19 protein-coding genes are annotated in these 22,594 nt (G+C 62.5%); 1 reads left to right on the forward strand and 18 read right to left on the reverse strand.

Going from position 1 to position 22,594, the window contains the following annotated elements; genetic code table 11:
* Nucleotides 1-4: 4 nt before the first annotated feature.
* The 10 genes from ACE103_RS32415 to ACE103_RS32460 form a co-directional block, all read right to left on the reverse strand.
* The gene (locus tag ACE103_RS32415) at nucleotides 5-1,039 is read right to left on the reverse strand and encodes a branched-chain amino acid ABC transporter permease (protein WP_375776360.1); all 1,035 of its coding nucleotides are present in this window, start codon (nucleotides 1,037-1,039) and stop codon (nucleotides 5-7) included.
* Entirely contained in the window at nucleotides 1,036-1,908 is an 873-nt protein-coding gene (locus ACE103_RS32420) for a branched-chain amino acid ABC transporter permease (RefSeq protein WP_092116278.1), read from the reverse strand. The genes ACE103_RS32415 and ACE103_RS32420 overlap by 4 nt, the downstream gene beginning before the upstream one ends.
* 111 nt (nucleotides 1,909-2,019) lie before the next feature.
* Nucleotides 2,020-3,183: an ABC transporter substrate-binding protein gene (locus ACE103_RS32425; RefSeq protein WP_223976858.1), complete on the reverse strand. Its 1,164-nt coding sequence runs from the start codon at nucleotides 3,181-3,183 to the stop codon at nucleotides 2,020-2,022.
* Between the two features lie 277 nt (nucleotides 3,184-3,460).
* Nucleotides 3,461-4,951, reverse strand: coding sequence for a pyridoxal-phosphate dependent enzyme (locus ACE103_RS32430; RefSeq protein WP_375776361.1), 1,491 nt, complete (start codon nucleotides 4,949-4,951; stop codon nucleotides 3,461-3,463).
* Nucleotides 4,952-5,007: 56 nt separating this feature from the next.
* A complete protein-coding gene (cofH, locus tag ACE103_RS32435; protein ID WP_375776362.1) occupies nucleotides 5,008-7,413 on the reverse strand; it encodes a 5-amino-6-(D-ribitylamino)uracil--L-tyrosine 4-hydroxyphenyl transferase CofH in 2,406 nt (801 codons plus the stop codon).
* On the reverse strand, nucleotides 7,413-8,105 hold the full coding sequence (gene cofC, locus ACE103_RS32440; RefSeq protein WP_375776363.1) for a 2-phospho-L-lactate guanylyltransferase: 693 nt from the start codon (nucleotides 8,103-8,105) through the stop codon (nucleotides 7,413-7,415). The genes cofH and cofC overlap by 1 nt, the downstream gene beginning before the upstream one ends.
* Nucleotides 8,106-8,113: 8 nt before the next feature.
* Entirely contained in the window at nucleotides 8,114-9,052 is a 939-nt protein-coding gene (gene cofD, locus ACE103_RS32445; protein ID WP_375776364.1) for a 2-phospho-L-lactate transferase, read from the reverse strand.
* Nucleotides 9,049-9,822: a coenzyme F420-0:L-glutamate ligase gene (cofE, locus tag ACE103_RS32450; RefSeq protein WP_375776365.1), complete on the reverse strand. Its 774-nt coding sequence runs from the start codon at nucleotides 9,820-9,822 to the stop codon at nucleotides 9,049-9,051. Before cofE ends, cofD begins: the two co-directional genes overlap by 4 nt.
* A gap of 3 nt (nucleotides 9,823-9,825) precedes the next feature.
* On the reverse strand, nucleotides 9,826-10,485 hold the full coding sequence (gene npdG, locus ACE103_RS32455; RefSeq protein ID WP_375776366.1) for an NADPH-dependent F420 reductase: 660 nt from the start codon (nucleotides 10,483-10,485) through the stop codon (nucleotides 9,826-9,828).
* A 21-nt stretch (nucleotides 10,486-10,506) separates the two neighbouring features.
* The gene (locus ACE103_RS32460) at nucleotides 10,507-11,283 is read right to left on the reverse strand and encodes a LamB/YcsF family protein (RefSeq protein WP_212316331.1); all 777 of its coding nucleotides are present in this window, start codon (nucleotides 11,281-11,283) and stop codon (nucleotides 10,507-10,509) included.
* A 256-nt stretch (nucleotides 11,284-11,539) separates the two neighbouring features.
* On the opposite strand from ACE103_RS32460, the gene ACE103_RS32465 reads away from it, so the two are divergent.
* On the forward strand, nucleotides 11,540-12,727 hold the full coding sequence (locus ACE103_RS32465; protein WP_375781230.1) for a diaminopropionate ammonia-lyase: 1,188 nt from the start codon (nucleotides 11,540-11,542) through the stop codon (nucleotides 12,725-12,727).
* Nucleotides 12,728-12,866: 139 nt separating this feature from the next.
* Here ACE103_RS32465 and ACE103_RS32470 read toward each other — a convergent pair whose 3' ends face one another.
* From ACE103_RS32470 to ACE103_RS32505, 8 genes are all read right to left on the reverse strand, one after another.
* Complete coding sequence (locus tag ACE103_RS32470; RefSeq protein WP_375776367.1) at nucleotides 12,867-13,625, reverse strand: GntR family transcriptional regulator; 759 nt, start codon at nucleotides 13,623-13,625, stop codon at nucleotides 12,867-12,869.
* A gap of 53 nt (nucleotides 13,626-13,678) precedes the next feature.
* Entirely contained in the window at nucleotides 13,679-14,899 is a 1,221-nt protein-coding gene (locus ACE103_RS32475; protein ID WP_375776368.1) for a 2Fe-2S iron-sulfur cluster-binding protein, read from the reverse strand.
* Nucleotides 14,896-15,735: an FAD binding domain-containing protein gene (locus tag ACE103_RS32480; RefSeq protein WP_375776369.1), complete on the reverse strand. Its 840-nt coding sequence runs from the start codon at nucleotides 15,733-15,735 to the stop codon at nucleotides 14,896-14,898. Before ACE103_RS32480 ends, ACE103_RS32475 begins: the two co-directional genes overlap by 4 nt.
* A complete protein-coding gene (locus ACE103_RS32485; RefSeq protein ID WP_375776370.1) occupies nucleotides 15,732-18,101 on the reverse strand; it encodes a xanthine dehydrogenase family protein molybdopterin-binding subunit in 2,370 nt (789 codons plus the stop codon). Before ACE103_RS32485 ends, ACE103_RS32480 begins: the two co-directional genes overlap by 4 nt.
* A gap of 208 nt (nucleotides 18,102-18,309) precedes the next feature.
* Nucleotides 18,310-19,587 carry an ArgE/DapE family deacylase gene (locus tag ACE103_RS32490; RefSeq protein ID WP_375776371.1) on the reverse strand — a complete coding sequence of 426 codons (1,278 nt, stop codon included), beginning with the start codon at nucleotides 19,585-19,587 and terminating at the stop codon, nucleotides 18,310-18,312.
* A 36-nt stretch (nucleotides 19,588-19,623) separates the two neighbouring features.
* Nucleotides 19,624-20,577 carry an LLM class flavin-dependent oxidoreductase gene (locus tag ACE103_RS32495; RefSeq protein ID WP_375776372.1) on the reverse strand — a complete coding sequence of 318 codons (954 nt, stop codon included), beginning with the start codon at nucleotides 20,575-20,577 and terminating at the stop codon, nucleotides 19,624-19,626.
* 27 nt (nucleotides 20,578-20,604) lie between these two features.
* Nucleotides 20,605-21,375, reverse strand: a complete 771-nt coding sequence (locus ACE103_RS32500; protein WP_375776373.1) for a CoA-transferase subunit beta — start codon at nucleotides 21,373-21,375, stop codon at nucleotides 20,605-20,607.
* A complete protein-coding gene (locus tag ACE103_RS32505) occupies nucleotides 21,368-22,288 on the reverse strand; it encodes a CoA transferase subunit A (RefSeq protein ID WP_223977041.1) in 921 nt (306 codons plus the stop codon). Before ACE103_RS32505 ends, ACE103_RS32500 begins: the two co-directional genes overlap by 8 nt.
* Nucleotides 22,289-22,594 lie beyond the last annotated feature (306 nt).

Genomic DNA, 22,594 nt, shown 5'->3' on the forward strand with positions numbered 1-22,594 from the left:
ATGCTCATGGCGTGTCGTGCATCTTGGCTTGGAGAGGCTCCGGATCAACGCTGGTATTCGGCGCGGAGAACCACTTCTCGATGGCGGGGACAATTCCCTTCGGCAACACGAAGACGATGATGATCATCAGCAGACCATAGAGGATCCACTGAATCTCGGGGGTAGCGAAAGAACGAGCCGCGACGGGAATAAAGCCGAAGATGAGACCGCCGACGATGGGTCCCGCAAGGGTGCCCTTGCCGCCCGAGATCACCATGATCACCATCGTGACCGTGTAAAGAAACGCAAACACGTCAGGGTCGATGATCTTGAGGTAATGGGCGTAGAGGCTGCCGGCGGCCCCCGCGATGCCGGCCGAAAAGATCGCGGCCAGCACCAAATAGCGGGTCACGTCGATCCCGACCGAGACTGCGAGCGACTCGTTCTCCTTGAGCGCGATCATTGCGCGCCCGACGCGGGAGTAAACCAGACGCTGGATGACGATGTAGGACACCACGAGGACGGCAAGCACGAGATAGTAGTTGGATTGCTTGCTGTAGAAGTCGAGATAGCCGACTCCCGGGAATCCCAGCGTCATCGGCGGGATCGAGGTCAAGGCGAGCGGGCCTTGGGTCAACTCGACCCAGTTCAGCGCGACCAGCCGGACCACTTCCGCAAAGCTGATGGTCACGATGACGAAGTAGGCACCCCGCACCTTGAACGACAGCTTGCCGACGGCATAGCCGCAGAGCGCTGCCACCAGTGTGCCGATCACAAACCCGGTCCAGACCGGCCAGGGCTCGTGAACCACGCGGATACCGCCGATCAACTCGACATCGAAGCCCAGCGATACGAGCGCGCTGGTGTAGGCTCCAATTCCGAAGAATGCGACGTGACCAAGGCTCAGCTGTCCCGTGTACCCGAGCAGGAGATTGAGGCTCATCGCCGCAACAATGAGGATACCCGTCGTGATGAAGGCGTTCAGCAGATACGGATCGTGCAGCCAAAGCGGGACGGACACGAATGCTGCGAGCGCGATATAAGGGACCAAGCGCTTCATCCGATCCGCTCCGCGCGTGCAAACAGGCCGGTCGGCTTGAAGAGGAGAACGACGATGATGATCAGAAAGCCCATGGCATCGCGGTAGCCCGACGAAACGTAGCCGGCACCAAGCTCCTCGGCCAACGCCAGCAGGAAGCCGCCGATGGTGGCCCCGCCGATGCTGCCGAGGCCGCCCAGGATGACGATGGCGAAAGCCTTCAGCGAAGCGAGATTGCCCATTTGCGGGGAGATGACGTAGACGGGCCCGAGCAGTGCACCCGCCGCCGCCGCGAGGCTCGAGCCGATCGCGAACGTCGCCATGTAGATGAACTGGATGTTGACGCCCATGAGCGACGCAGCGTCACGATCCTGGAAGGTGGCCCGCATCGCTTTTCCGAGCTTTGTGCGGTTGATCAGGAGATAGGACACGCCGATCAGAGCAAGGGCCGCGCAGAACACGAACAGGCGCAACCAGGACACCGAAATCGAGCCAATGACGAGCGGAAGCTCCGGGAACGGTGTCGAAACCGACTTCGCGACACCACCCCAGACGAACTGCTCGCCATTCTGCATCACAATCATGGCGCCGATCATGACCAGCATGGTCGTATCGATGTCCGCGCCACGCATCGGGCGCAGCAGGACGACCTCGATCAGCGCACCGGCAAAGCAGCCCAGAACAACCGCCACGATCAGCGCAAGAAAGAAATTGAGGCCGAGCATCACGCCGACGAAATACAGCGCATAGGCCCCAAAGGAGTATAGCTCACCGTGCGCGAAATTGACGACGCGCATGATGCCGAAGATGAGCGTGAGCCCAATGCCCAGCAGGGCGTAGGTGCTACCCAGAATGAGCGTGTTGACGATGTGTTGCAGAAGCTCGGTCATGCTGATTTTTTCGGCCGAAAGACCGCTGATCCTCTCTTCAGAGCATGTTCAATGGGCGAGGCAATGCCAAGGCGCCACCAATTATGGTGGCGCCTTCCGCAATCGTCGAGCTCAGGAGCCCGACAGGACGATCTTTTCATTCACGATCTTGATCAGGTAGAGGTTGGGCATGCTCTGGCCGCTTTCCTTGCCGGCCGGCCCCTGCTTCTGGAACTTGATCTGACCATTCAGGCCGGGAAAGTCGGTCGTCCAAAGTGCATCGGTGATCGCCGCGGGCTCTGCCTTGCCGGCCCGCTGGATCGCATTGGCGATCGTGCGAATTCCGTCGTAGCCGCGGAAGCTTTCAGTCGCGCCGGCGATCGCGTAGCCACGCTTCTTCCACTCGCCGAGGAAATACTTCGTTGCCGCCGGGTCCGGGGTCTTGTCCGGATACCAGGGCGCGAAGGTCGTCAGATGCATCGAGCCGTTCGCTGCGGCGCCGGCCTGCTCGATCAGTTGATCCGGATTCTGCGAGCCGCCGGTGGTGACGATCCGCTTGGTGATGCCGAGCGCCGCGGCCTGCTTCAACACCAGAGTGAGTTGCTCGACCGCGGTCGTGACCATGATCGTGTCCGAGTCGGTTGCCTTGATCTTGGCAAGCTGCGCGCTCATGTCCTGGGCGGCCTGATCCATGATCTCCACGAGGCCGACCTGAATGTTCTGGGCCTTCATGATCTTGCCGAAGTCCTCGGCTGATCCACGGCCCCAGTCATTGTTGATGACGAGGAAGTCCGCCTTCTTGATCCCGAGCGACGGCATGATGGCCTTGAACTCGGTCGCCTCGACCGACGACGGCGGCGAGATGCGGAAGATGTAGGAATTGCCCGACGTCGTGATCTTGCTCGAGGAGGAGGTCTCCACCACCATCGGGACCTTGTATTCCATGAGCTTCGGCATCACCGCGAGCGTCAGGCTCGAGCCCCAGGCGCCCATGATCACGGGTACCTTGTCGCCGGTGATCAACTTCTCGGCGACGGCGGCAGCCTCCGTCGGATTGCTCTTGTTGTCTTCGATGACCAGCTCGATCTTGCGACCGAGCAAGCCGCCCTTGGCGTTGATTTCGTCGGCGGCAATCTTGGCGCCGTTCACGACATAGGTACCGGAAGCGGCGAACGGACCGGTGAGCGGCTCATTGACACCGATCTTGATGGTCTGTGCTGCTGCGCCCGTCGCCAGTGCGGTCGACATTGCCGCGGCAAGGGCCGCGCCCGTAATCAATCCGTGTGCTCGCTTCATCTTTCCTCCTGTGCTCGCTTGAGCCATGCCTAGGGAACGAAACACCAGTGCAGCGCGCCAGCTTATGGATGCTGGCCATTCGTCACCGCCGGGATGATCCTATCATCCTATTCTTAGTATCTTAAAGATAGTTCTAATCCGTCGTCAAGCAGACGCCCTGCTCTATTTTTGTTTTCGCAGTGCCCTCATTTGACGCAGCCGCTCATCATTTGCGCTATTGCCTTCGCCTAGACCAATTTCGAAACTCCTTCGACGGACACGATGCCGCGCGTGCCGATCAGGCGTTCGCCAAACTCGCTTCCTTGTTGAACTCGATGGTGAGTTGGTCCCATTCGCCCAGGCTGTCCTGAATTTTGCTCCAGAAGGACTGCGAGCGACGCCGCTCGAAATCGGCAACTGAAACGCCCTGCTGCTCGACCCAGGTGTAGTAGCCGAGGTTGAAGACGGCCCGGCGCGAAAGCTCCGTCAGCTCGACGACGTTGTCGGAGGCGGCCCCGAGCAGGCAGGCGCCGAAGATTTCGGCGGCGCTCACCTGGTCAAGACCACGCGCGTAGTGCTTCTCCTCGAACTGCTTGCGCTCGCTGCCGTACATGGCAGCGCTGTCCGTCGCCACGGTGACGATGGCCTTTTCGGGCCCGTAATTCATCTGCTTTGCGAGCTTGATCGAGGCGATGATGTTGGCGAGCCCGGAAATGCCGACATGGTCAAAGGCGCGCACCAATGCCGGGTCGAGACCGCGGCGCGTCTCGAGATGATCCCGGCCCGCTTTCGAGCCGAACAGCAGGTTGAGCTGGTCTGTCGTTCGGTCCGAGACGCCGACGACGAAGTCGAGGTTCATGACATTGTGAATGAGCGGGATGTGCTTGTCGCCGATCCCCTGGATGTTGTGCTCGCCATAGCCATTGTTGAGCATCGTCGGACACTCGAGCGCCTCGACGGCAACGACTTTCGAGCCCCAGCGCCTCTTGAGGAAATCACCCGCGGCGATCGTTCCCGACGACCCGGTTGCCGAAACGAAGGCCGCCAGTTCGTGGTTATCGTGTTGGTTGAACGCCTTGAAGGCATCTTCCGCCGCGCGCCCCGTGCATTCATAGTGGATGCGATAGTTCGAGAACGACGAGAACTGGTTGAGAATGACGTTGCTATCGTCCCGACTGAGCTCTGCACACTTGTCGTAGATCTCCTTGACGTTGCTCTCGGTGCCGGGCGTCCGGATGATGTCGGCCGGATCCGTCACCCACTTCTCGAGCCATTCGAAGCGCTCGCGGCTCATCCCTTCGGGCAAGACGGCAACGCCGCGACAGCCGAGGATTCGTGAAACGGCGACACCGCCGCGACAATAATTGCCGGTGGAGGGCCAAACAGCCTTCTGCTCGGACGGATCGAACCGCCCGGTCACGAGCTGCTCGATCAAGGCGGCATAGGCCGGCAGGACCTTGTGCGCGCCGATCATCGGGAAGCGATTGCCGAGCAGCACGATGATCTTGGCATCGACGCCGGTGATCTCCTTTGGCAGCACGATATGGCCCGGCACCAGGTCCCTGCCCCTGCGGTTTTCCGCATTGTACCAGTGCATCCGCCAGAGGTTCGCTGCGCTCGGCTCATCCGGCCCGACCGCCGCGATGTCCTCCCATACCTTGGCCGACGGAAGCGGTGGATGCGCGAGCTGAGAGAAGGTCGGCAGCGTCAGGTTAAGTTTGCGCGCTTGCGCCGCGGCCTGCCGCCAGCCTTTCCTGTCGACAACACTCGGCTCGATTACAAACGCCATCTTCAAATATCCCTGTTGGAGAGTTCTCTGCTCTCTTGGCCTCGCCCCGGGGTCCTTTAGCACCCCGCGGATCGCATTCCCGTGCCGGCCTGCCGCTCGCAGACCGCGTCAAATGAGCGCTGCCTCCGAACGTCGTCAGCGACGCCATACGTCGTCGTGCGCTGACGCGGCACACGGCCTGCGGAAACGATGATCGATTCGAGCTCCTGCGGCGTCATTTCCTGGCCGTGCGAGGCACCGGCTGAGCGGGAGATGCTCTCATCCATCAGCGTACCGCCGAGGTCGTTGACGCCAGCCGAAAGGCAGTGCCGCAGCCCCTCCGGTCCCATCTTGACCCAGGACGCCTGGATATTGGTGATGTGTGGATTGAGGACGAGCCGCGACACCGCATGCATCAGGACCGCCTCGCGGAAGCTCGGTCCCGGACGCGCCCGGCCCTTGAGATAGACCGGCGCTTCCATGTGAACGAACGGCAGCGGCACGAGCTCGGTAAATCCGCCGGTCTCGGCCTGCAAGCGCCGCAGCCGGAGCAGATGCCGCGCCCAATGATCGTAACGCTCGATATGGCCGAACATGATGGTGGCCGTCGATCGGAGCCCGATCGAATGCGCCGTGCGCATCACGTCGAGCCACTGCTGGGTCCTGATCTTGTCCGCGCAAAGCGTCTCGCGCACCTCGTCGTCGAGGATTTCGGCGGCGGTTCCTGGCAGCGTGCCGAGGCCGGCCGCCTTCAGCTCCTGCAGGAACTCGGCGACAGAAATGCCGAGCGTGTGCGCCCCTTGATGGATCTCGAGCGGCGAGAACGCATGGAGATGCATGGCCGGGACGGCGCCCTTCACGGCGCGACAGATATCCAGATACTTCTGCCCGGTGTAGGAAGGATGGATGCCGCCCTGCATGCACACTTCGGAGGCGCCGCGGTCCCAGGCCTCGGTGACCCGCTGCGCGACTTCGGACATTTCGAGGTCGTACGGACGCCCGCGCAGGTTCTCGCTCATCTTGCCCTTCGAGAAGGCGCAGAACTGGCATTTGAAGGAGCAGATGTTGGTGTAGTTGATGTTGCGGCATACGACGTAAGAAACCACGTCGCCGTTGACGCTGCTCCGCAATTCGTCGGCCGCCCGGCAAATGCCGGTAAAGTCACTCTCGTGAGCGCGGAACAGCCTGACGATCTCGCCCTCCGAAAGCTCCGCACCGCGCTGGGCCTTGGCAATGACGGATGTGACCTCGCCGCCATGCGCGGTGCGCGGAGCGGATTTCAACCATCCGAGCTCGCGCGACGGAACCCCGCCGATGTGGCCGGGATGCCAATCGTCTGTGCGCGGAAATCCATCCCCGTCGATGCGATCGAGGACCGACTTCAACAGCTTGTTATCGAGCCAGCGCGAGGGATAGCGCGCGAAACTCGGATAGATCGGCAACCGCTTCTCGAGCCGCTTGCCGGTTGACCGGGTTGCAGCCTCCAGCAGCCGCAGATGCGGCCATGGTGCTTCGGGATTGACGTGGTCCGGCGTGACAGGCGAAACGCCACCCCAATCGTTGACCCCTGCCGCAACGACCCGCCCCAAAGCCGCCGGGCTCAAGTTCGGCGGCGCCTGAATGTTCATCTCCGGCTCGAAGATCAAGCGGGCGACAGCGATGGTCCAGAGATGATCGTCCACGGAGGGCGCCGGCGCATCGGCCATGCGCGTCCCAACCTTCGGCCGGAAGTTCTGGACGATGATCTCCTGCAGATGTCCGTGCGTATCATTCAGGTCGCGCAGCGCGAGCAATGCATCGATCCGTTCGGCCCTGGTCTCCCCGATGCCGATCAGGATTCCGGATGTGAATGGAATGGCCAGCTCGCCGGCAGCCTTGATTGTCTGAAGCCTGACGGCCGGCGCCTTGTCCGGCGATCCGAAGTGGGGGCCGCCCTTCGCGCAAAGCCGATCGGACGCGGACTCCAGCATGATCCCCTGCGAGACCGATACCGTGCGCAGCATGGCAAGGTCGAGCGCGCTCATGATCCCGGGATTGACGTGAGGCAGCAGGCCGGTTTGCTCGAAGACAGCCTTGGCAACCTCGGCGAGATACGAGAGCGACGATTCGTGGCCAAGCCTTGTCAGCTCCTCACGCGCGATGCGGTAGCGAAGCTCGGGCTTGTCGCCGAGCGTAAACAGCGCCTCGTGGCAGCCAGCCTCCTTGCCGGCCTTCGCGATGGCGACTGCCTCCTCGACCGAGAGATACGGCTTCACGTTCGAACGCGGCGCGTGAGCGAACGTGCAGTAGTGACAGACATCGCGGCAAAGCTGGGTGAGCGGGATGAACACCTTGGGTGAATAGGTGATGACATCGCCGTGCGCGGCATCCCTTCGCTTGGCGGCGGCCGTCAGGACCTCGCCAATGTCAGCAAGATCGATCAGCTCGTAGGCTTCGCTTCGCGACAGGCGACGGTCGAACGGGAGATTCAAGACGGACGTCATCAGAACAGCCTCACGGGAACGGGGTGGTCGTCGCTGCAGAAGCGCTCGGCAATCTTGAGCTCATCAAGAAACGAACCTGTCGTTCCGAGGTTCTGCGACGAGATCAGATACGGACCAAAATCGATTGGGCAGTCGATGTCCTTGCCGATGCCATGGGACTTGAACACGCTGCAGCTCAGTTGCCGCTGCCGCGCCTGGGTACGGTGCGCGCGGAAACTCTCTTCGCCAAATCGAGGCTCCAGCATATCGGGCGACCGCATCGCCAGAGCATTCGTGCCACCATCGTAGAGTGCGGGCACGAGCACGATCGGCGTGTGGTCCAGCAACCGGATGACGTGCTCGAAGTCCTCTGGACGAGCGAACGGAATATCGGCAGGGACAACAAGAACCCGCCGCTCATACGGTTGGAACGCATCGAGGCCGCGCCGCACAGCGGCACTTACGCCGGTCTCGACCTCATCAAAGATCATGGCCGCGCCAAAGCGCTTGGCGATCGCAAACGCTTCCGGATCGGCGCTCACCACGGCGATGCCGGCCAGTGAGCGCGTATCCCGCAGGTTTCCGAGAACATCGCACAGCATGGCTTGCGCCAGTTTTGCGCGCTCGGTCGCCACCAGGATATCGCCCAGCCTGCTCTTTGCCTGACTGAACCGTTTGACAGGCACCAGGGCCCAGGTTTCGGAATCGTCCATCGCTTTGCTCAGCTTTGTAATCGATCAAGAAATCGGAGACACTCGCGTGCCAGCTGAATACGCTCATCCCTCGAGCGCATGATCGTGTTCGTCACATGCACGGGAATGCCGACCGCATCGGCGTCGGCCTGATCCTCGCGATCCATCACCAGACCATCGAGGAAGCCATAGTGCCTGACGATCGAGGCGCAGTTCGTCGCGACGCCGAGTTCGTTCATGATCTTTGCGGTCGGTCCCTTGATGGCGCGGCCGCCGACCAGCGGCGAGACGGCAACGATGGGCGCCTTGGTCGCATCCAGGGCCGCCCGGATACCGGGTACAGCCAGGATCGGATCGATGCTGAGATACGGGTTCGACGGACAGACAATGATGGCGTCGGCGGCGTCGATGACCCGCAATGCGGCGCTGGTCGCCGTTCCACCGCTGGGGCTCTGGAATTCGATCTTCCTGACCTCGGGCCGCGCCTGCTGCTCGACGAAATAGCGTTGAAACGCGAGCTTCTGATCGGCCGTCACCACGATCGTGGCAAACGGATCGTCGGTCATCGGCAGGATGCTCGCCCTAATGCCGAGATGCGATGCAATCCTGCCGGTGAAATCGGTCAAGGTGACGCCGGCGCTCAGCGCGCGCGAGCGCAAGACGTGCATGGCGAGATCGCGGTCTCCCAAGCGAAACCACGTCTCGCCCTTCAGGCCGCCGAGCGCCTCCATGAAATTCCAGCTTTCGCCGGCTCGCCCCCAGCCACGCTCTTCGTCGGCGAGCTCGCCGAGCGTATAGACGACTGTGTCGATGTCCGGCGAGATCGTGAGACCGAGATGCTCGAAGTCGTCGCCTGTGTTGACGATCACGGAGAGCTTGGCGCCCAACAGGCGATTGAGGCCATAGGCAAGCTTGGCGCCCCCGACCCCACCACAAAGCGCAACAACGTTGAGCTCACCGCTACTCATCGGAACATGTCCTGGCTCTTGGGTCGCGCGAGCGCGGCCGCGGGTGAGACCGGTCCATCAAGTGTGAGGCCACGGACGAGGATGATCGGCACCCCCTCGCCCGCTTGTCCCATCAGGAGTGAAGCGGCGCCGGCGATCTCATCGGCGATGGCAATCTCGGTGACGCGCATCGCCCGGCCGAACATGTCGGGGACGCCGATCTGGCTCAGCAGCGAGGGGATGCCGGCGGCGCCGATCGCCACGCCGACGACACCATTGCGCCAGGGACGGCCGAAACTGTCGTTGATGATGATTCCAAGATCGAGGTCGCCGGCAGCGTCCAGCGCGAGCTTCAGCTTCTGCGCTGATCCGTCGGGATCTTTGGGCAGCAGCAGCACGCGCTCTTCGCCTTCACTGTGCTCGATGTTCGATTGATCGATGCCGGCGTTGGCCATGACGAAGCCGAGCCGGTGCGCGGCGATGACGACGTTCGGCCGTGTCTTGACCACTTCGGTGGATTCGCGCAGCACGACCTCAAGGAAGCGCGGATCCTTGCCGACCGTCGCCGCCAGTTCGAACGCCTCCGGGGAAGGCTCGACGTCGCTCAGCCGAACGTACCGCCCTTCCGATTTCGAGACGATTTTCTGCGCAATGACGAGGATGTCGCCGCGCTGCAGCTCGAGCGACATCCCGGCCAGGCCCTGCCTGATGAGCGCGGCAAGATCCGCGCCCGGCTCGACGCGCCGAATGTCCTGCAGGGCGATGTATTCGACTCGCGTCCCCACAGGCATGGATCAGACACCCGGGCTAGTGGACAGGCCGGTGATGCGGATGCCGGCGCCGGGCACCTTGTAGCGCCGATTGATCCCGATCAGCACGGATGTGAGCGCCTCGGCCGCCGCCGAGTTCGCCAGCACGCCACCGTCGATGCCGGCGGATGCGACTTCGTTGGCGAGACCGATGACGACGTCGCGCGCCGCCTTGTCGTCGCCAAAGACCAGAACGTCGCAATCCGCCCGGCTGCCTTGATGCAGCTTGGTCGCACCCACATTGTGGAAGGCGGAGACGACCCGCACGCCGGGTCCGAGCAATTGCTGCGCGATCTGCGCGGCCGAGCCGGCGGACGGAAGCTGGACGACGGACACTTTCGGCGGCACCAGCGGGACCGCGGCATCCACGACGATCTTACCTTGAACCACGTCCTTGACTTCGTTCAGTGTCGCTTCATGGCTCGCGAACGGCACCGCAACGACCACGATGTCGGCAGCCCGCGCGGCGGCGGAATTGTCGTCGCCCGCGACGTCGCCGGTCATGACCTGCGCCGTGCTCCTGGCCTTCTCCGCAGAGCGTGAACCGAGAATGACTTTGTAACCGGCAGCAAGCCAGCATTTCGCGAGGCCGGATCCCAAGTCGCCGGTTCCTCCAAGGATGGCAATCGTCGGTTTCGTGTTCATGTCTCGGTGGCCTTTCCAGGATTAGTCGAGGGGCATTTCGGTGAGCGGCACGAGCTTGACGCCGGCCTTCTCGAGGCCCTCCCGCACCGCACGGGCCGTGGCGACGCCCGTGGGCTCGTCGCCATGGACGCACAGCGAGTGGACCTTGCATGTGATCTTCTTGCCGTTGCGGGAGGTGATGGTGTTGTTCAACACCATGTCGAGCACCTGCCGGGTGGCGACCGCCGCGTCCTTGATGACCGAGCCCGCGATCTTGCGCGATGTCAGATTGCCGTCGTCGTCGTACTGGCGATCGCAGAAGCCTTCGATTGCGACGGGAAGTCCGAGCTTGCGGCCGGCCTTCTCCATCTCGGACCCCGCGAGAGCCACATAGATGATGCGCGGATCGACGGCCTTGATGGCGCGGCCGATGGCCAGCGCGTATTCGGCGTCTTCGGCGGCCATGTTGTTGAGCGCGCCATGCGGCTTGAGGTGGGTGACCCGCTCGCCTTCGTAGGCCGCCATCGCCTGCAGCGCGCCAATCTGATAGGCGACCATGTATTCGAGGTCATCGGGACGCATATCGATGCGCCGGCGCCCGAAGCCCCAAAGATCGTTGAAACCGGGATGGGCACCGATCGTGACGCCGAGGCGCTTGGCTTCGCGCACGACGTTGCGCATCACCCGCGGGTCACCGGCGTGAAAGCCGCAGGCGATATTCGCCGATCCGATGATCTTGAGGATTCCGGCATCGTCGCCGACGTCGTAGGCGCCGAACCCTTCGGCCATGTCGGCGTTCAAGTTGATCGATATGGTCATCCGTCACCTCGTCTGCTTGAGCTATAATGTCCTATCATTAGTAAGACAATCTCTTTTGCAAAACAATTTTTACTGCTTTTCCGAAAGTCGCTTTGGAGCGGCGACAGCAGGCGGCGCCGCTTGGAGATCCGTATTGAACCATCATCCCAATGATAGTATGTATCCCCAGCCCTGGCAAGCTACGCTGCCCAATGACGACACGTCCGATCGGCGGCGGCAGCTCCCACCAAACAACTCATCGCGAAGGCCGGTTCGAATGTTCCTGTCGAATACAAGTTCATCTCACGACCAACCGCTTGACCCGGCGGATGCCGCCACGCTGGCGCGTGAAGAAGCCAGCGAAGTCGAGCGCTTTCTCACCTTCCGACCGAACCACGCGGAAACGCCGCTGCGATCGCTGCCGGCGCTCGCCCGCGAATTCGAGGTGAAGTCCATTCTCATCAAGGACGAATCGCATCGGCTCGGCCTCGGCAGCTTCAAGGCTCTGGGCGGATCCTACGCCGTCGTCAGGCTACTGCTGGAGCATGCCGGCAACAAGCTGGGGCGCGCGGTGGATATCAGCGAGATCGGGACGCCTGCGATACGCGAGATCGCGCGCGGCCTGACGGTCGGCTGCGCCACCGACGGAAATCATGGGCGATCGGTCGCGGCCGGCGCGCAGATGGTCGGAGCCAAGGCGGTCATCTTCGTGCATTCCGGAGTCACCGATGAGCGCGTGCAGGCAATTGCCCGCTTCGGCGCGGAAATCGTGCGGGTGCCAGGCACTTACGACGATTCCGTCGCGGTCGCCGACAAGGTCTGCCAGGACAACCATTGGATCGTCGTCTCTGATACGTCCTGGCCCGGCTATGAGCGCATCCCTGGACTGGTCATGCAGGGCTACACAGCGATGCTGAACGAGATCCTCCGGCAGCAGCCGGAGACGCCCACCCACGTCTTCATCCAGGCCGGCGTCGGCGGCCTCGCAGCCGCGGTCGCCGGTTACTTTGATGTCGTCTTCGGCAAGAGCCGGCCAAAATTCGTGGTCGTCGAGCCCGAACGGGCTGCCTGCCTCTATCAAAGCGCCATTGCGGGCGCGCCGATCAAGATCCCCCATGGCGAGCCGACGATCATGGCGATGCTCGAATGCTACGAGCCTTCTCTGGTTGCCTGGCGCATCCTGTCGCGGAAAGCCGACGCGTTCATGATGGTCGGCGAGGAAGGTGCTGCGGCAGCGATGCGCCGGCTCGCACATCCGACGGGCGACGATCCGGCCATTGTGGCCGGCGAAAGCGGTGCTGCCGGATTGGCCGGCCTTTGGCGCGCCGCCAAGAGCAGTGCCGCGCGTGAATCGCTTGGCTTGAACCAGGTGTCGCGCGTGCTGCTGATCAACACTGAAGGCGCGACCGACCAGAAGCGCTACACGGAAATCGTGGGCGCTTCGCCGGACAGCATCCTCGCCTAGAGCCTTTTCGGTTCTGATTACATCAGAACCGAAGCTCTGGATTCTTGTTTTGACGCGTTTTCTTCACGCGAACCGGTGGCCACTTCGCTCGAAAACGCGCTAGCGCGGATCAGGCGCGGGCCTTGCGCCCGCTCCTTCGTCAAGCCCTCGTTCGCTTCTTCGACTTTTCGAGAAGATCGGAACGGAGCGCGAAGCAACTGCGATGATAATGGATATTGGCGACATAGATGGCGATGTCGTTGCTGTCGACCAACACCAGGCGACAATCGGCCGTTGGTTCGCCGAGACCGATCTTGAGCAGCTCGGCTGTCTCGGGATCGGCCACGCCGATCGTCACGACCTGATGAGCATGGGCGAGCGTGATGTCGTCCATCTCCATGATCTTCGTCAGCGCGGCCGTGTGGGTGAAGCGCTTGCGGTCCTTGAGATAGAGGTTGCGAGCCAGATGGAGGTTGACGACCGAAAACGGCTCGTCCTCGTTGTATTGCACGCTTCTGAGAAAAGCGTAGCTGGCGGCGGGCTGCCCTTCATGCGCAGCGAGCCGGGGCGGCTCCGCATTCTCCTCGACATAGACGCGCTTGAGGACGTTGTTCCTGACGGAATCGACCATCGACTCGAAATCATTGGCGAGGTTCAGCCAGTGACGATTCTTGGGTCTTCCGGACACGAACGTCCCGCGCCCCTGTTGCGCGTCGAGCAGACCCTCGTTCCGCAACATCTCGATCGCCTGCCGAACCGTAACGCGCGCGACGCCGAATTCGGTTTCGAGCTCCTCGATGGTCGATATCTTGTCGCCCTCTTGCCATCGCCCGGACTCGACCCGTTGACGCATGACCGATGCAACCTGCACATAGAGGGGGACCCGGCTGCGCTCGTAATTTGGGACTAGCTTATTCATGATAGTAAGATAGTCCATTTCATCGCTGAAGGCGAGTTTTTATCGCCGAACAACTAAGGTCGTCGCAAGAGCCATCGCAGCGCTCGTCTCATATAATCCAACGCCATCGATCGCATGAGCGCGCCGGCGTCGAATTCCCTGACCATGGCCGGCTCGCCCTCGCCGCCTCCCGATCGATGGGAGAGCCGCGTCTCGAGGTTCTGGACAAAAACAGCGATGATTCGTCCGGCCACGTCCTGGATCAAGCCCGAGCGGCTGAACTGCGCCAGGGCCCCGGTCAAGGTGAAGCCGATGCTGAGATCGACCCTGGTTTGGTTTTCCACGTCACCCGGCTTGACGGCATAACCGATCAGACCGCGGGTTGAGGAGTTGCTGCGCTTATCCTTGCCTGCGCCGACAATCGTGCCCGTGCGGGTCGCATCGTCGCGCGCCACATCGGCGACGCCTTGAAATTCGGCAGAGATCGGCCCGACCTTGATCTTGATCTGGCCATCGACGTGACCGTCGACCGGCTCTCCCGCCAACGATGCGCCCGGCAGGCAGGCGGCGACCGCGCCGATGTCGGAGAAGAAATGCCAGACGTCATCGACCGGATGTCCGACGGTGAAGCTTTGCGTGAAGGTCGTTTGCGGATTCCAGCTAGTATCCCTGAGCGAGGCCGCCGCCGCTGTCGGAGCTTCCGCCTTTTTCACAGCTGGTGCGGCGTTTGCCTTGGGCCGAACGGGGGCTGCGGCAACCGCGGTCGCGTTGCCGGAGCCTGACGGTCCAAGGCGCGTCCGGTTTCCGTTCGGAATCGCCGCAATCCCTCGCCCCCTACGGTCGGCGATCACACCCTGGATGGCACGGACGATGCCGACATAGCCGGTGCAGCGACAGAGGTTTCCACTCATGGCCACGCGGATATCGCGCTCGCTGGGGTCCTGCATGCGCAGCACGACATCGCGCGCCGACACGACCATCCCCGGCGTGCAATAACCGCATTGAAGGCCATGTTCCCGTGTGAACGCCGCACGCAATTCGCGCGTGATCTCGTCGTCGTCGAGTCCTTCGATCGTCGTGACGTCGGCCTGCTGGCAAGCCATCGCGAAGGTGATGCAGGAGCGCGTGGGCACGCCGTCGACGAGGAGAGTGCACGCGCCGCAGACGCCGTGCTCGCAACCCAGATGGGTGCCGGTCAGATTGAGCTTCTCGCGGAGAAAGTCCGCAAGATGCGTCCGCGGCTGGATCTCCGCGCTGACGGCGCTGCCGTTGACATTGAGGTTGCAGGTGCTCATTGCGGCCGTGCCTGCTCGATCGCGCGGCGCAGCGCGACGACATGGGTTTGCTTGTCCAGGGGATCGACCATCCCTGCCTTCTCCAGAATCTCGTCGACGGCCCCGCCGTCGAAACTATCGCTTAGCCGCGGAGCGCGGCCGTCGCCGATCACGTTGCCTGCCTTGGCAATGACGATCGGACGGCTCTCGGTCGCGCCGATCACCGCACGACTGATGCCGCGATCGGGGTCGGTCACGAAGGCGCCGATCGCGTGGGCAAATTCGCCGGTCTTGCGGCAGCTCTTGTAGTAGCCCCAGCGCGCCGATTTGCTCAGTCGCGGCACCATGACGCGAACGAGAACTTCGCCGGGGCGCAGGTCGGCTTCAAGCGCGCCCACCATATAGTCCTCGACGGTCACGGTCCGCTCACCGGCCGGGCCACGCAGCACGACCTTTGCCCCGACCGCGGCGAGGATCGAGTGCCAGTCGGCCGACGGATCGGCATGCGTCAAGCTGCCGCCGATGGTGCCGCGATTGCGCACCGCGCGATATGCGATGCCGTTGGCGACCGTCGGCAGCGCACCGCGCGTGACGTCGGTGACGCGGAGGTCCTCGATATCGGCATGCGTGACGCAAGCCCCGATCGAGATCTCGTCGGCCCCGTCACTGAAACAACGGAGCTCTTCGATTCCGGTCAGGTCGACGATCAGATCGGGCTGCACGAGCCTGAGATTCAACATCGGCCCGAGCGACTGGCTCCCGGCCATCATCTTGACGGTCCGGCTGTCGTCCGCGATGAGCCTGATCACCGCATCGACCGCATCGGGGCGTGCATAGTCGAAATTGACAGGTTTCACGCCGGCAACCCTTCCGCGGGCGCCTTCGCCTTGCGGCTCCCGGCTGCGGCCCGAATGGCTTCGAGAACACGCCGTGGCGTCATTGGCGTGTGCAAGACCTGGACTCCGAGAGGCCGCAATGCGTCATTGACCGCGTTGCCGATCGCTCCGGGAGGCGCAATGGCACCGCCCTCGCCGATGCCTTTGACACCGAACTCCGTATAGGGCGCCAACGTCTCCATGTGGCCGAGCTTGGGCGCCGGCACCTCGGTCGGGCCCGGCAGCAGATAATCGGCAAAGGTCGATGCGAGCGGCTGCCCCGACGTATCAAAGTTCATTTCCTCATACATTGCGGTGCCTATGCCTTGCGCCAGCCCGCCATAGATTTGCCCATCGACGACCATCGGGTTGATCAGCTGGCCGCCGTCTTCGACGACCACGTAGTCGATCAGCTCGATATCACCCAACTCCGGATCGACGGCGACCACCGCGATATGGGTCGCATAGCTGAACGTGCCGGAATCACGCGCCGGCTTGTAGCCGATGGTGACCTCGAGGCCCCTCGGATCGACAGTTGCCGGCAGATCCTGCGGCCTGCGATACCAGGTGTGCGCAATTTCGTCGATCTTCACGCTGTTGGACGGACCAACGACCGCGCCGTTCTCGAGCTTGACGCTCTCGACCTCGGTCTGCAGCAGATGCGCGCCAATGCCCTTGACGAGCTTGGCGAGCTCACGCGAGGCCGTCGCAACGGCGCCGCCGGACATCACCGCGCAGCGCGATCCCCAGCTGCCCGTCGAGTAAGGCGTGTACTCGGTGTCACCGTGAACCAGCTTGATGCGCGCGATGTCGATGCCAAGAATTTCGTGCGCGACCTGCGGAAGCGTGGTCTCCATGCTTTGACCATGCGAATGCGCACCGATCCGCAGCTCGAGGCCGCCGTCGGGGGTCATACGGGCGGTTGCCTGTTCGTGTCCCGGAACCATCGGGATGCCCCAGCCTGCGTAGACCGACGTGCCGTGCGCACCCTGCTCGCAATAGACTGATAGACCGACCCCGATCAAACGACCGTCCGGCTCGCCCTTCTTTTGGCGCGCGCGGAGACCGGCCAGATCGATCTTCGCCAGAGCCAGCCGCAACGATTCCGGATAGTTTCCGCTGTCGAAATGCTTCTTGGTGATGTTGTCGAACGGCATCTGCTCCGGCCGCACCAGATTCTTGAGCCTCACCTCGTACGGCTCGAGACCGCATTCGTGTGCGATCGCGTCCATCATCAGTTCGATCGCATAGCAAACGCCGGTTCGGGCAACGCCGCGGTAAGGCAGGATCGGGCACTTGTTGGTGGACACCGACCAGGTGCGGCAGCGATAGGATGGGAAATCGTACGGCCCGGGCAGGATGCTGGCGATCTGCGCAGCCTCCAGACAGGCCGAAAACGGATAGGACGAATAAGCGCCGGAATCGACCGAGGCCTCGCACTCGACACCGCGCAGTTTCCCGTCGCGATCGGCATAGACGGTGATGTTGTAGTGATGCTCGCGGCAATTCGCGCCCGCCGTCAAATGCTCGCGACGATCCTCGATCCAGCGCACCGGATAGCCGCAGCGCATGGCGAGCCAGCCAAGGCAAACATCCTCCGTCAGCACGATGCCCTTGTAGCCGAAGCCGCCGCCGACATCGGGCGAGACGATGCGGATCTTCAGCTGTTCGAGATTGAGGCATTCCGACAGGCCGTTGCGCACGATGTGCGGCTGCTGATTGCCGGTGTAGAGGACGAGCTGATCCATCCGCTTGTGCCAGACCGCAACCGTGCCGCGGCCTTCCATCGGCGCCATGCTCTGCCGCGCGGTCGATATCTCGCGTGTGATCTTGATCGGAGCGTCGTAGGCCGCTTCCATGTTGATGTCGACAAACGTCTCGAGGAAGACGTTGTCGCCCCACTCCTCGTGCACCAGGGCGGAGTCCGGACGCCGCGCCAGCAGCATGTCATGCACGGCCGGCAATTCCTCGAAATCAACTTCGACGGCGGCCGCAATGTCCTCGGCTTCCGCGCGGGTGTCGGCGACGCACATCGCGATCAATTCGCCGACCTGACGGACCTTCTCGAATGCAAGGATCGGCTGATCGGAAGGCTTGAAGCCCGGCAGTCCGGAAACGGCGCGAATCGGACGCGTGTCGGCCGCGATATCCGACGCGATGAACACGCTGCTGCGAAGATGTGGCGGGATACGGATGTCCTTGATCCGCGCATGGGCAAGCGGACTACGGACGAACGCGACGTCGCGCATGCCGGGCAAACGAATGTCGCCGACATATTCGCCCCGTCCGCGGAGAAAGCGATCATCTTCCTTTCGGGGAACGGAAGCTCCAACGCCCTGCTTTGCCACTCCGTCTCCCCTCTTGTCGTCCGTGTCCGGAGCGATCGACGGCTCGAACACAAATTCATTCTATTATCGCAAAGATAGCATCACTGGAATTGAGCGTCGAGTCTCGAGAACCCTCCCGCGTGCGACAATAGCGAGTTCGCACCACCGACGCCGCCAAAAAAGGAGGGGCCCAAACCTTGGGCCCCTTCCCGATCGATCCGGCCCTTGATTACTTGGCTGGGGCGGAATTGCACCAGTCGTAGATGCTGAGCGCCATGACCTTGATGGCCGTCAGGTAATCATCGATCGAGACATACTCGTCGTTCGCATGCATGACCGCCGTCGAGCCGGGCCCGAAGATCACGGTTGGCGTATTCGCGTACTTGTTCAAGAACCGCGTGTCCGCCGCACCCTGGCGCCCCGAGATCGTGGGCTTCTTGCCGGTCACTTCGGTATAGACATCGCAGACGGTCCGCACGATCGGATGCTGGACCGGAATCTCCGAAGCCTCGGCGTCGTAGCCGACGAACTTCACCACAGGAGGATGGTCCTTCATCCAGGGATCCTGCGCCGCAACCTCGGCGATCTTCTTGACGAGGCTCTGCTTGACGCCCTCGTGGTCCTCGCTCGGCACGGTACCGATCGATCCCTTCAGAACGGCGCTCGCCGGGAAGGCACTCGGATAGTTGCCGGCCTGGAAGCTGCCGATGATGCAGGGCAAGGAGTCGATGGCGCTCGGGTAGAGCGCGTGCTTGACGTTCGCCACGCGCTCGTCTTCCAGCTCCTGTACGGCCTTCACGATCTTGTTGCCGAGCTCGATGGCGCTGATGCCGAGGTAGCGCTGCTGGATACCGGCGGGCTTGCCTTCGATGTCGATCTGGAACCAGATGCGCCCGATGCAAGCCGGCTGCACATAGAGGTCGCTGGTCTCGCCGGAAATACCGGCGTCCGCCTTGTAGCCGCGGATCACGGTGTCGAGCGTGCCGTGCCCGCTGACCTCCTCGTCGATGACGATGTTGATCATGACATCGCCCTTCGGCGTGAGCCCAAGCTCCTTCAGGTATTGGACTGCGAGCACGTGGCTGGCGACGCCGCTCTTCATGTCGCACGAACCGCGGCCATAGATGCGTCCGTTCTTGATCGAGGCCGACCACGGATTGTCGCTCCATCCCTCGCCGTTGCCGACGGGGATCACGTCGGTGTGACCGTTGAGAAGCAGCGAGCGACCACCGCCGGTGCCCTTCAGGGTCGCAACGATGTTGGGACGGTTCTCGTAGCCGCGGTCGACCGGGCGATAGCCGGGATGCTTCTTCAGCTCCTCCCAATTGGTCTCCCACATGTCGACCTCAAGACCGACCTCGGTCAGGTAGCCGTGCATGTGCTTCTGGATCGCGGCTTCGTCGCCGGTCACGCTCGGGATCGCGACCATATCCTGGAGGAACTTGATCGCGTGATCTTTCGAAGCGTCGACCTTGTCGATGATCTTCTTGCGTACGGGGTCAGTCATCTGCTTGTCGCCTGTGTTGTGCGTTTTCCGGTTTCGTTACTTGGCGCGCAGGCGCGGGATGATCTCACGCGCGATGGTTTCGACCTGGTCCGCCTGATACTTGTACGGGACGAAGATGATCTTCTGGACCCCAAGCGCGATGTGCTCGCGAAGCTGGGCGACGCATTCATCGACCGAGCCCATGATGGCGCTCTCGCGGCTGCAATCGCTGTGAGCCGGGAAATCCCACTCCTTGTTGAGCCAGTCCAGCATGTCGGCTTCGACCGCCTGCCGCGATTTGCCGATCATGATCGGCAATTGCGAGGCGTTCTTCAAAGTCGAGGGATCCTTGCCGCCCTCCTTGGCGAAGTTGATGATCTTGTCCCAGGACTTCTTGAAGTCGGCGGGACGATAGAAGTAGGTCAGCCAGCCATCCCCGTTCAAGGCAGCGCGCTTCAGCACGGGATCGGCGTATCCGCCGATCAGCAGCGGAATTTGCGGCTGCGCCGGCTTGGGGTACATCACCGCCTTGGAAATGTTGTGGCGCATGTATTCGCCCGAAACCGACTCTTCGGTCCACAGCCGGCGCATGATCTCGAGATTTTCATCCATGATCTTGCCGCGCTTTTCGAAGGGAATACCGAGCGCATCGAACTCGCGCTTGTACCATCCGGAAGCCATGCCCATGATCAGACGGCCCTCGGACAGCTGATCCATGCTCGAGAGCTGCTTGGCGAGCGCCACCGCGTTGCGCAGCGGCAGCACCAGAATGCCGGTGCCCATCTTGATCCGCTTGGTGCGCGCGGCGATGCCTGTCAGCGTCGTCAGGGAATCGATGATCGGGAAGTTCGGATCCACGCCGAGAAGCATGTGATCCCAGACCCAGACCGAATCGTAGCCGAGCTCCTCGACCCGAACGCCATACTCGACGAGCGCCCGGGCGTTAGGCATTTCGGGATAAGCGGTGAAGTTGCGCGCGGCAATACCAAACGTGTTGGCGAGCGTGGTCATCAAGAGATCTCCGGACTTGGTGTAGCTTTAAGCGGTGAAGAGACGGTCGGGATCGAGCATCCGCAGCGTCTCGAGTTCGTGATCGGTCGGCGGCGACGTGACGTGGAGCATTTCGTCGAAGTCGAGCCTGAAGCCGGTATTGTCCTGCACTTCCTCGCGGCTGACGCCGGGATTGAGCGCCAGCACCTTGATGCGACGGGTCCTGTCGTCGAAGCCGAACACGGCGAGCTCGGTAATCACGCGCCACATGCCGCCGCTCGGCAGGCCGGAGTCGCGCCGGCTGGTGCCGCCGCGGATGAATCCGGGGCTCGTGATGAAATCGACCTTTTCGACGAAGCGACGCTTCTCGTGCTTCATCGCGACGATCATGTTGGTCAGGCTGGAGATGTCGTTGCCGCCGCCGGTACCCGGCAGGCGCGTCTTCGGCTTCGCCGGGTCGCCGATGAACGACGAGTTCAGATTGCCGAACTGATCGATCTGGGCGCCGCCCATGAAACCGACATCGACGTAACCGCGCTGGAGCAGCAGCAAGACATCGGCGCTGCCGAGGACCATGTTGGCGCGCTTTGTGCAGCGCTGATCGTTGGTAGAGGGCGGCAATTTGCCCGGCTCGACGAAGGCGCCGACCACGCCGCCCTCGAACAGGATGGTCAGGGCCGGACAGCGGGTGCGCTGGGCCAGGGTTGCAGCGAGCAGCGGCACGCCGATGCCGGCGAAGACCACCTGCCCGTCCTGCAGCTGGCGCGCGCTCAAGATCGCGAGGATTTCGCTTGCGGTGTAGCGCTGCGCCTCAGTCATTATAGATGCTCCTGCCCTTCTGCGTTGCCTCCAACACCTCATCCATGCCGATCAGCGAGAGATATTCGTTCCAGGACTTCGGGCTGTAGAAATAGCGGTCGAGATATTCCTGCATGCCCTTCACGGGATCCGCGTTGACCTGCGCGACATAGGCTTCCATGTGCCGCATCATCGGCTCATAGAGGCCGTAGCACTCGTGCGGCGCCGACCCGTAGGGGACCTCGACCACGGCGTCGACGCAGAAGAACGGGATCTTCGTCTGGTCCGGCGCGCGCCTGATCTGGTCGTTCGAGACGATCCGCTCGGTCGTGAGGATCACGCTGTTGGCAGCGAGCGCGAGATCGATGTCCATGAACTGCAGGCCGTCGATCTGGGCGTTGCCGTAGGGGTCGCAGCGCTGGACATGGATCAGCGCGACGTCGGGATTGAGCGCGGGAACCAGCAGCAGCTTCTCGCCCGTGAACGGGCAGTCGATCTGCTTGGCCTCGGGACGCTGACCAACGATATCCGACCCCAGCATGGCGCGGGTCGGCAGGAACGGAACGCCCATGCCGCCGGCGCGAAAGCGCATGCCGACGGCCATGTGGCTCCATTCCTCATAGCGCTTGCCGCCATTTTCCACGTGATGCCGCATCACCTTGGACAGGCCCCAGAGAATCCCCTGGGCGAACCAGCTGGTGACGACGTGGTTCGCGATGCCGGATCCGAACACGAGGTCGCCGTCCGTCGAGACGATGCAGCGCGAGATCGAAAGATCCTTGCGATGCTGGCGGATCAGCTCCCAGAGCATCGCCATCGGCGTGCGGGACATGGTTGACCCGCCAATTCCCACCTTCATGCCGTCTTGGACGAAACCTGCCGCTTCCTCGAGCGACACCACCTTCTCGCGCAGGCTTCGGTCGCGCTGCGCCATCTTCTCTCTGAGCCGCGTGTACGGCTCCACCAGGGTATCCGGCAAAACATCCTCCTTGTCGGCAACCGGCAGCGGCTGAGGAGCGAACCGCAGGCCCTTCCTGCCAATTGAACCTATCGTACTAATGTTAGTCCCATACGTCTAGCGGAATCTTCGCAACGTCCAATCGTGACGGATTCAGCCTCCGCGAGATGCCTTGGGTTTGCGATCGCCAGGCGCACAGTAAAGCGACGAGCAATGCCTACCTTTGCAGCCTGATCTTCCCGACTTTCACGGCTCTCGCTATCCGCTATGCGAGCGGCCGGA

This window comes from Bradyrhizobium sp. ma5, assembly GCF_042258955.1.
Classification (GTDB): domain Bacteria; phylum Pseudomonadota; class Alphaproteobacteria; order Rhizobiales; family Xanthobacteraceae; genus Bradyrhizobium.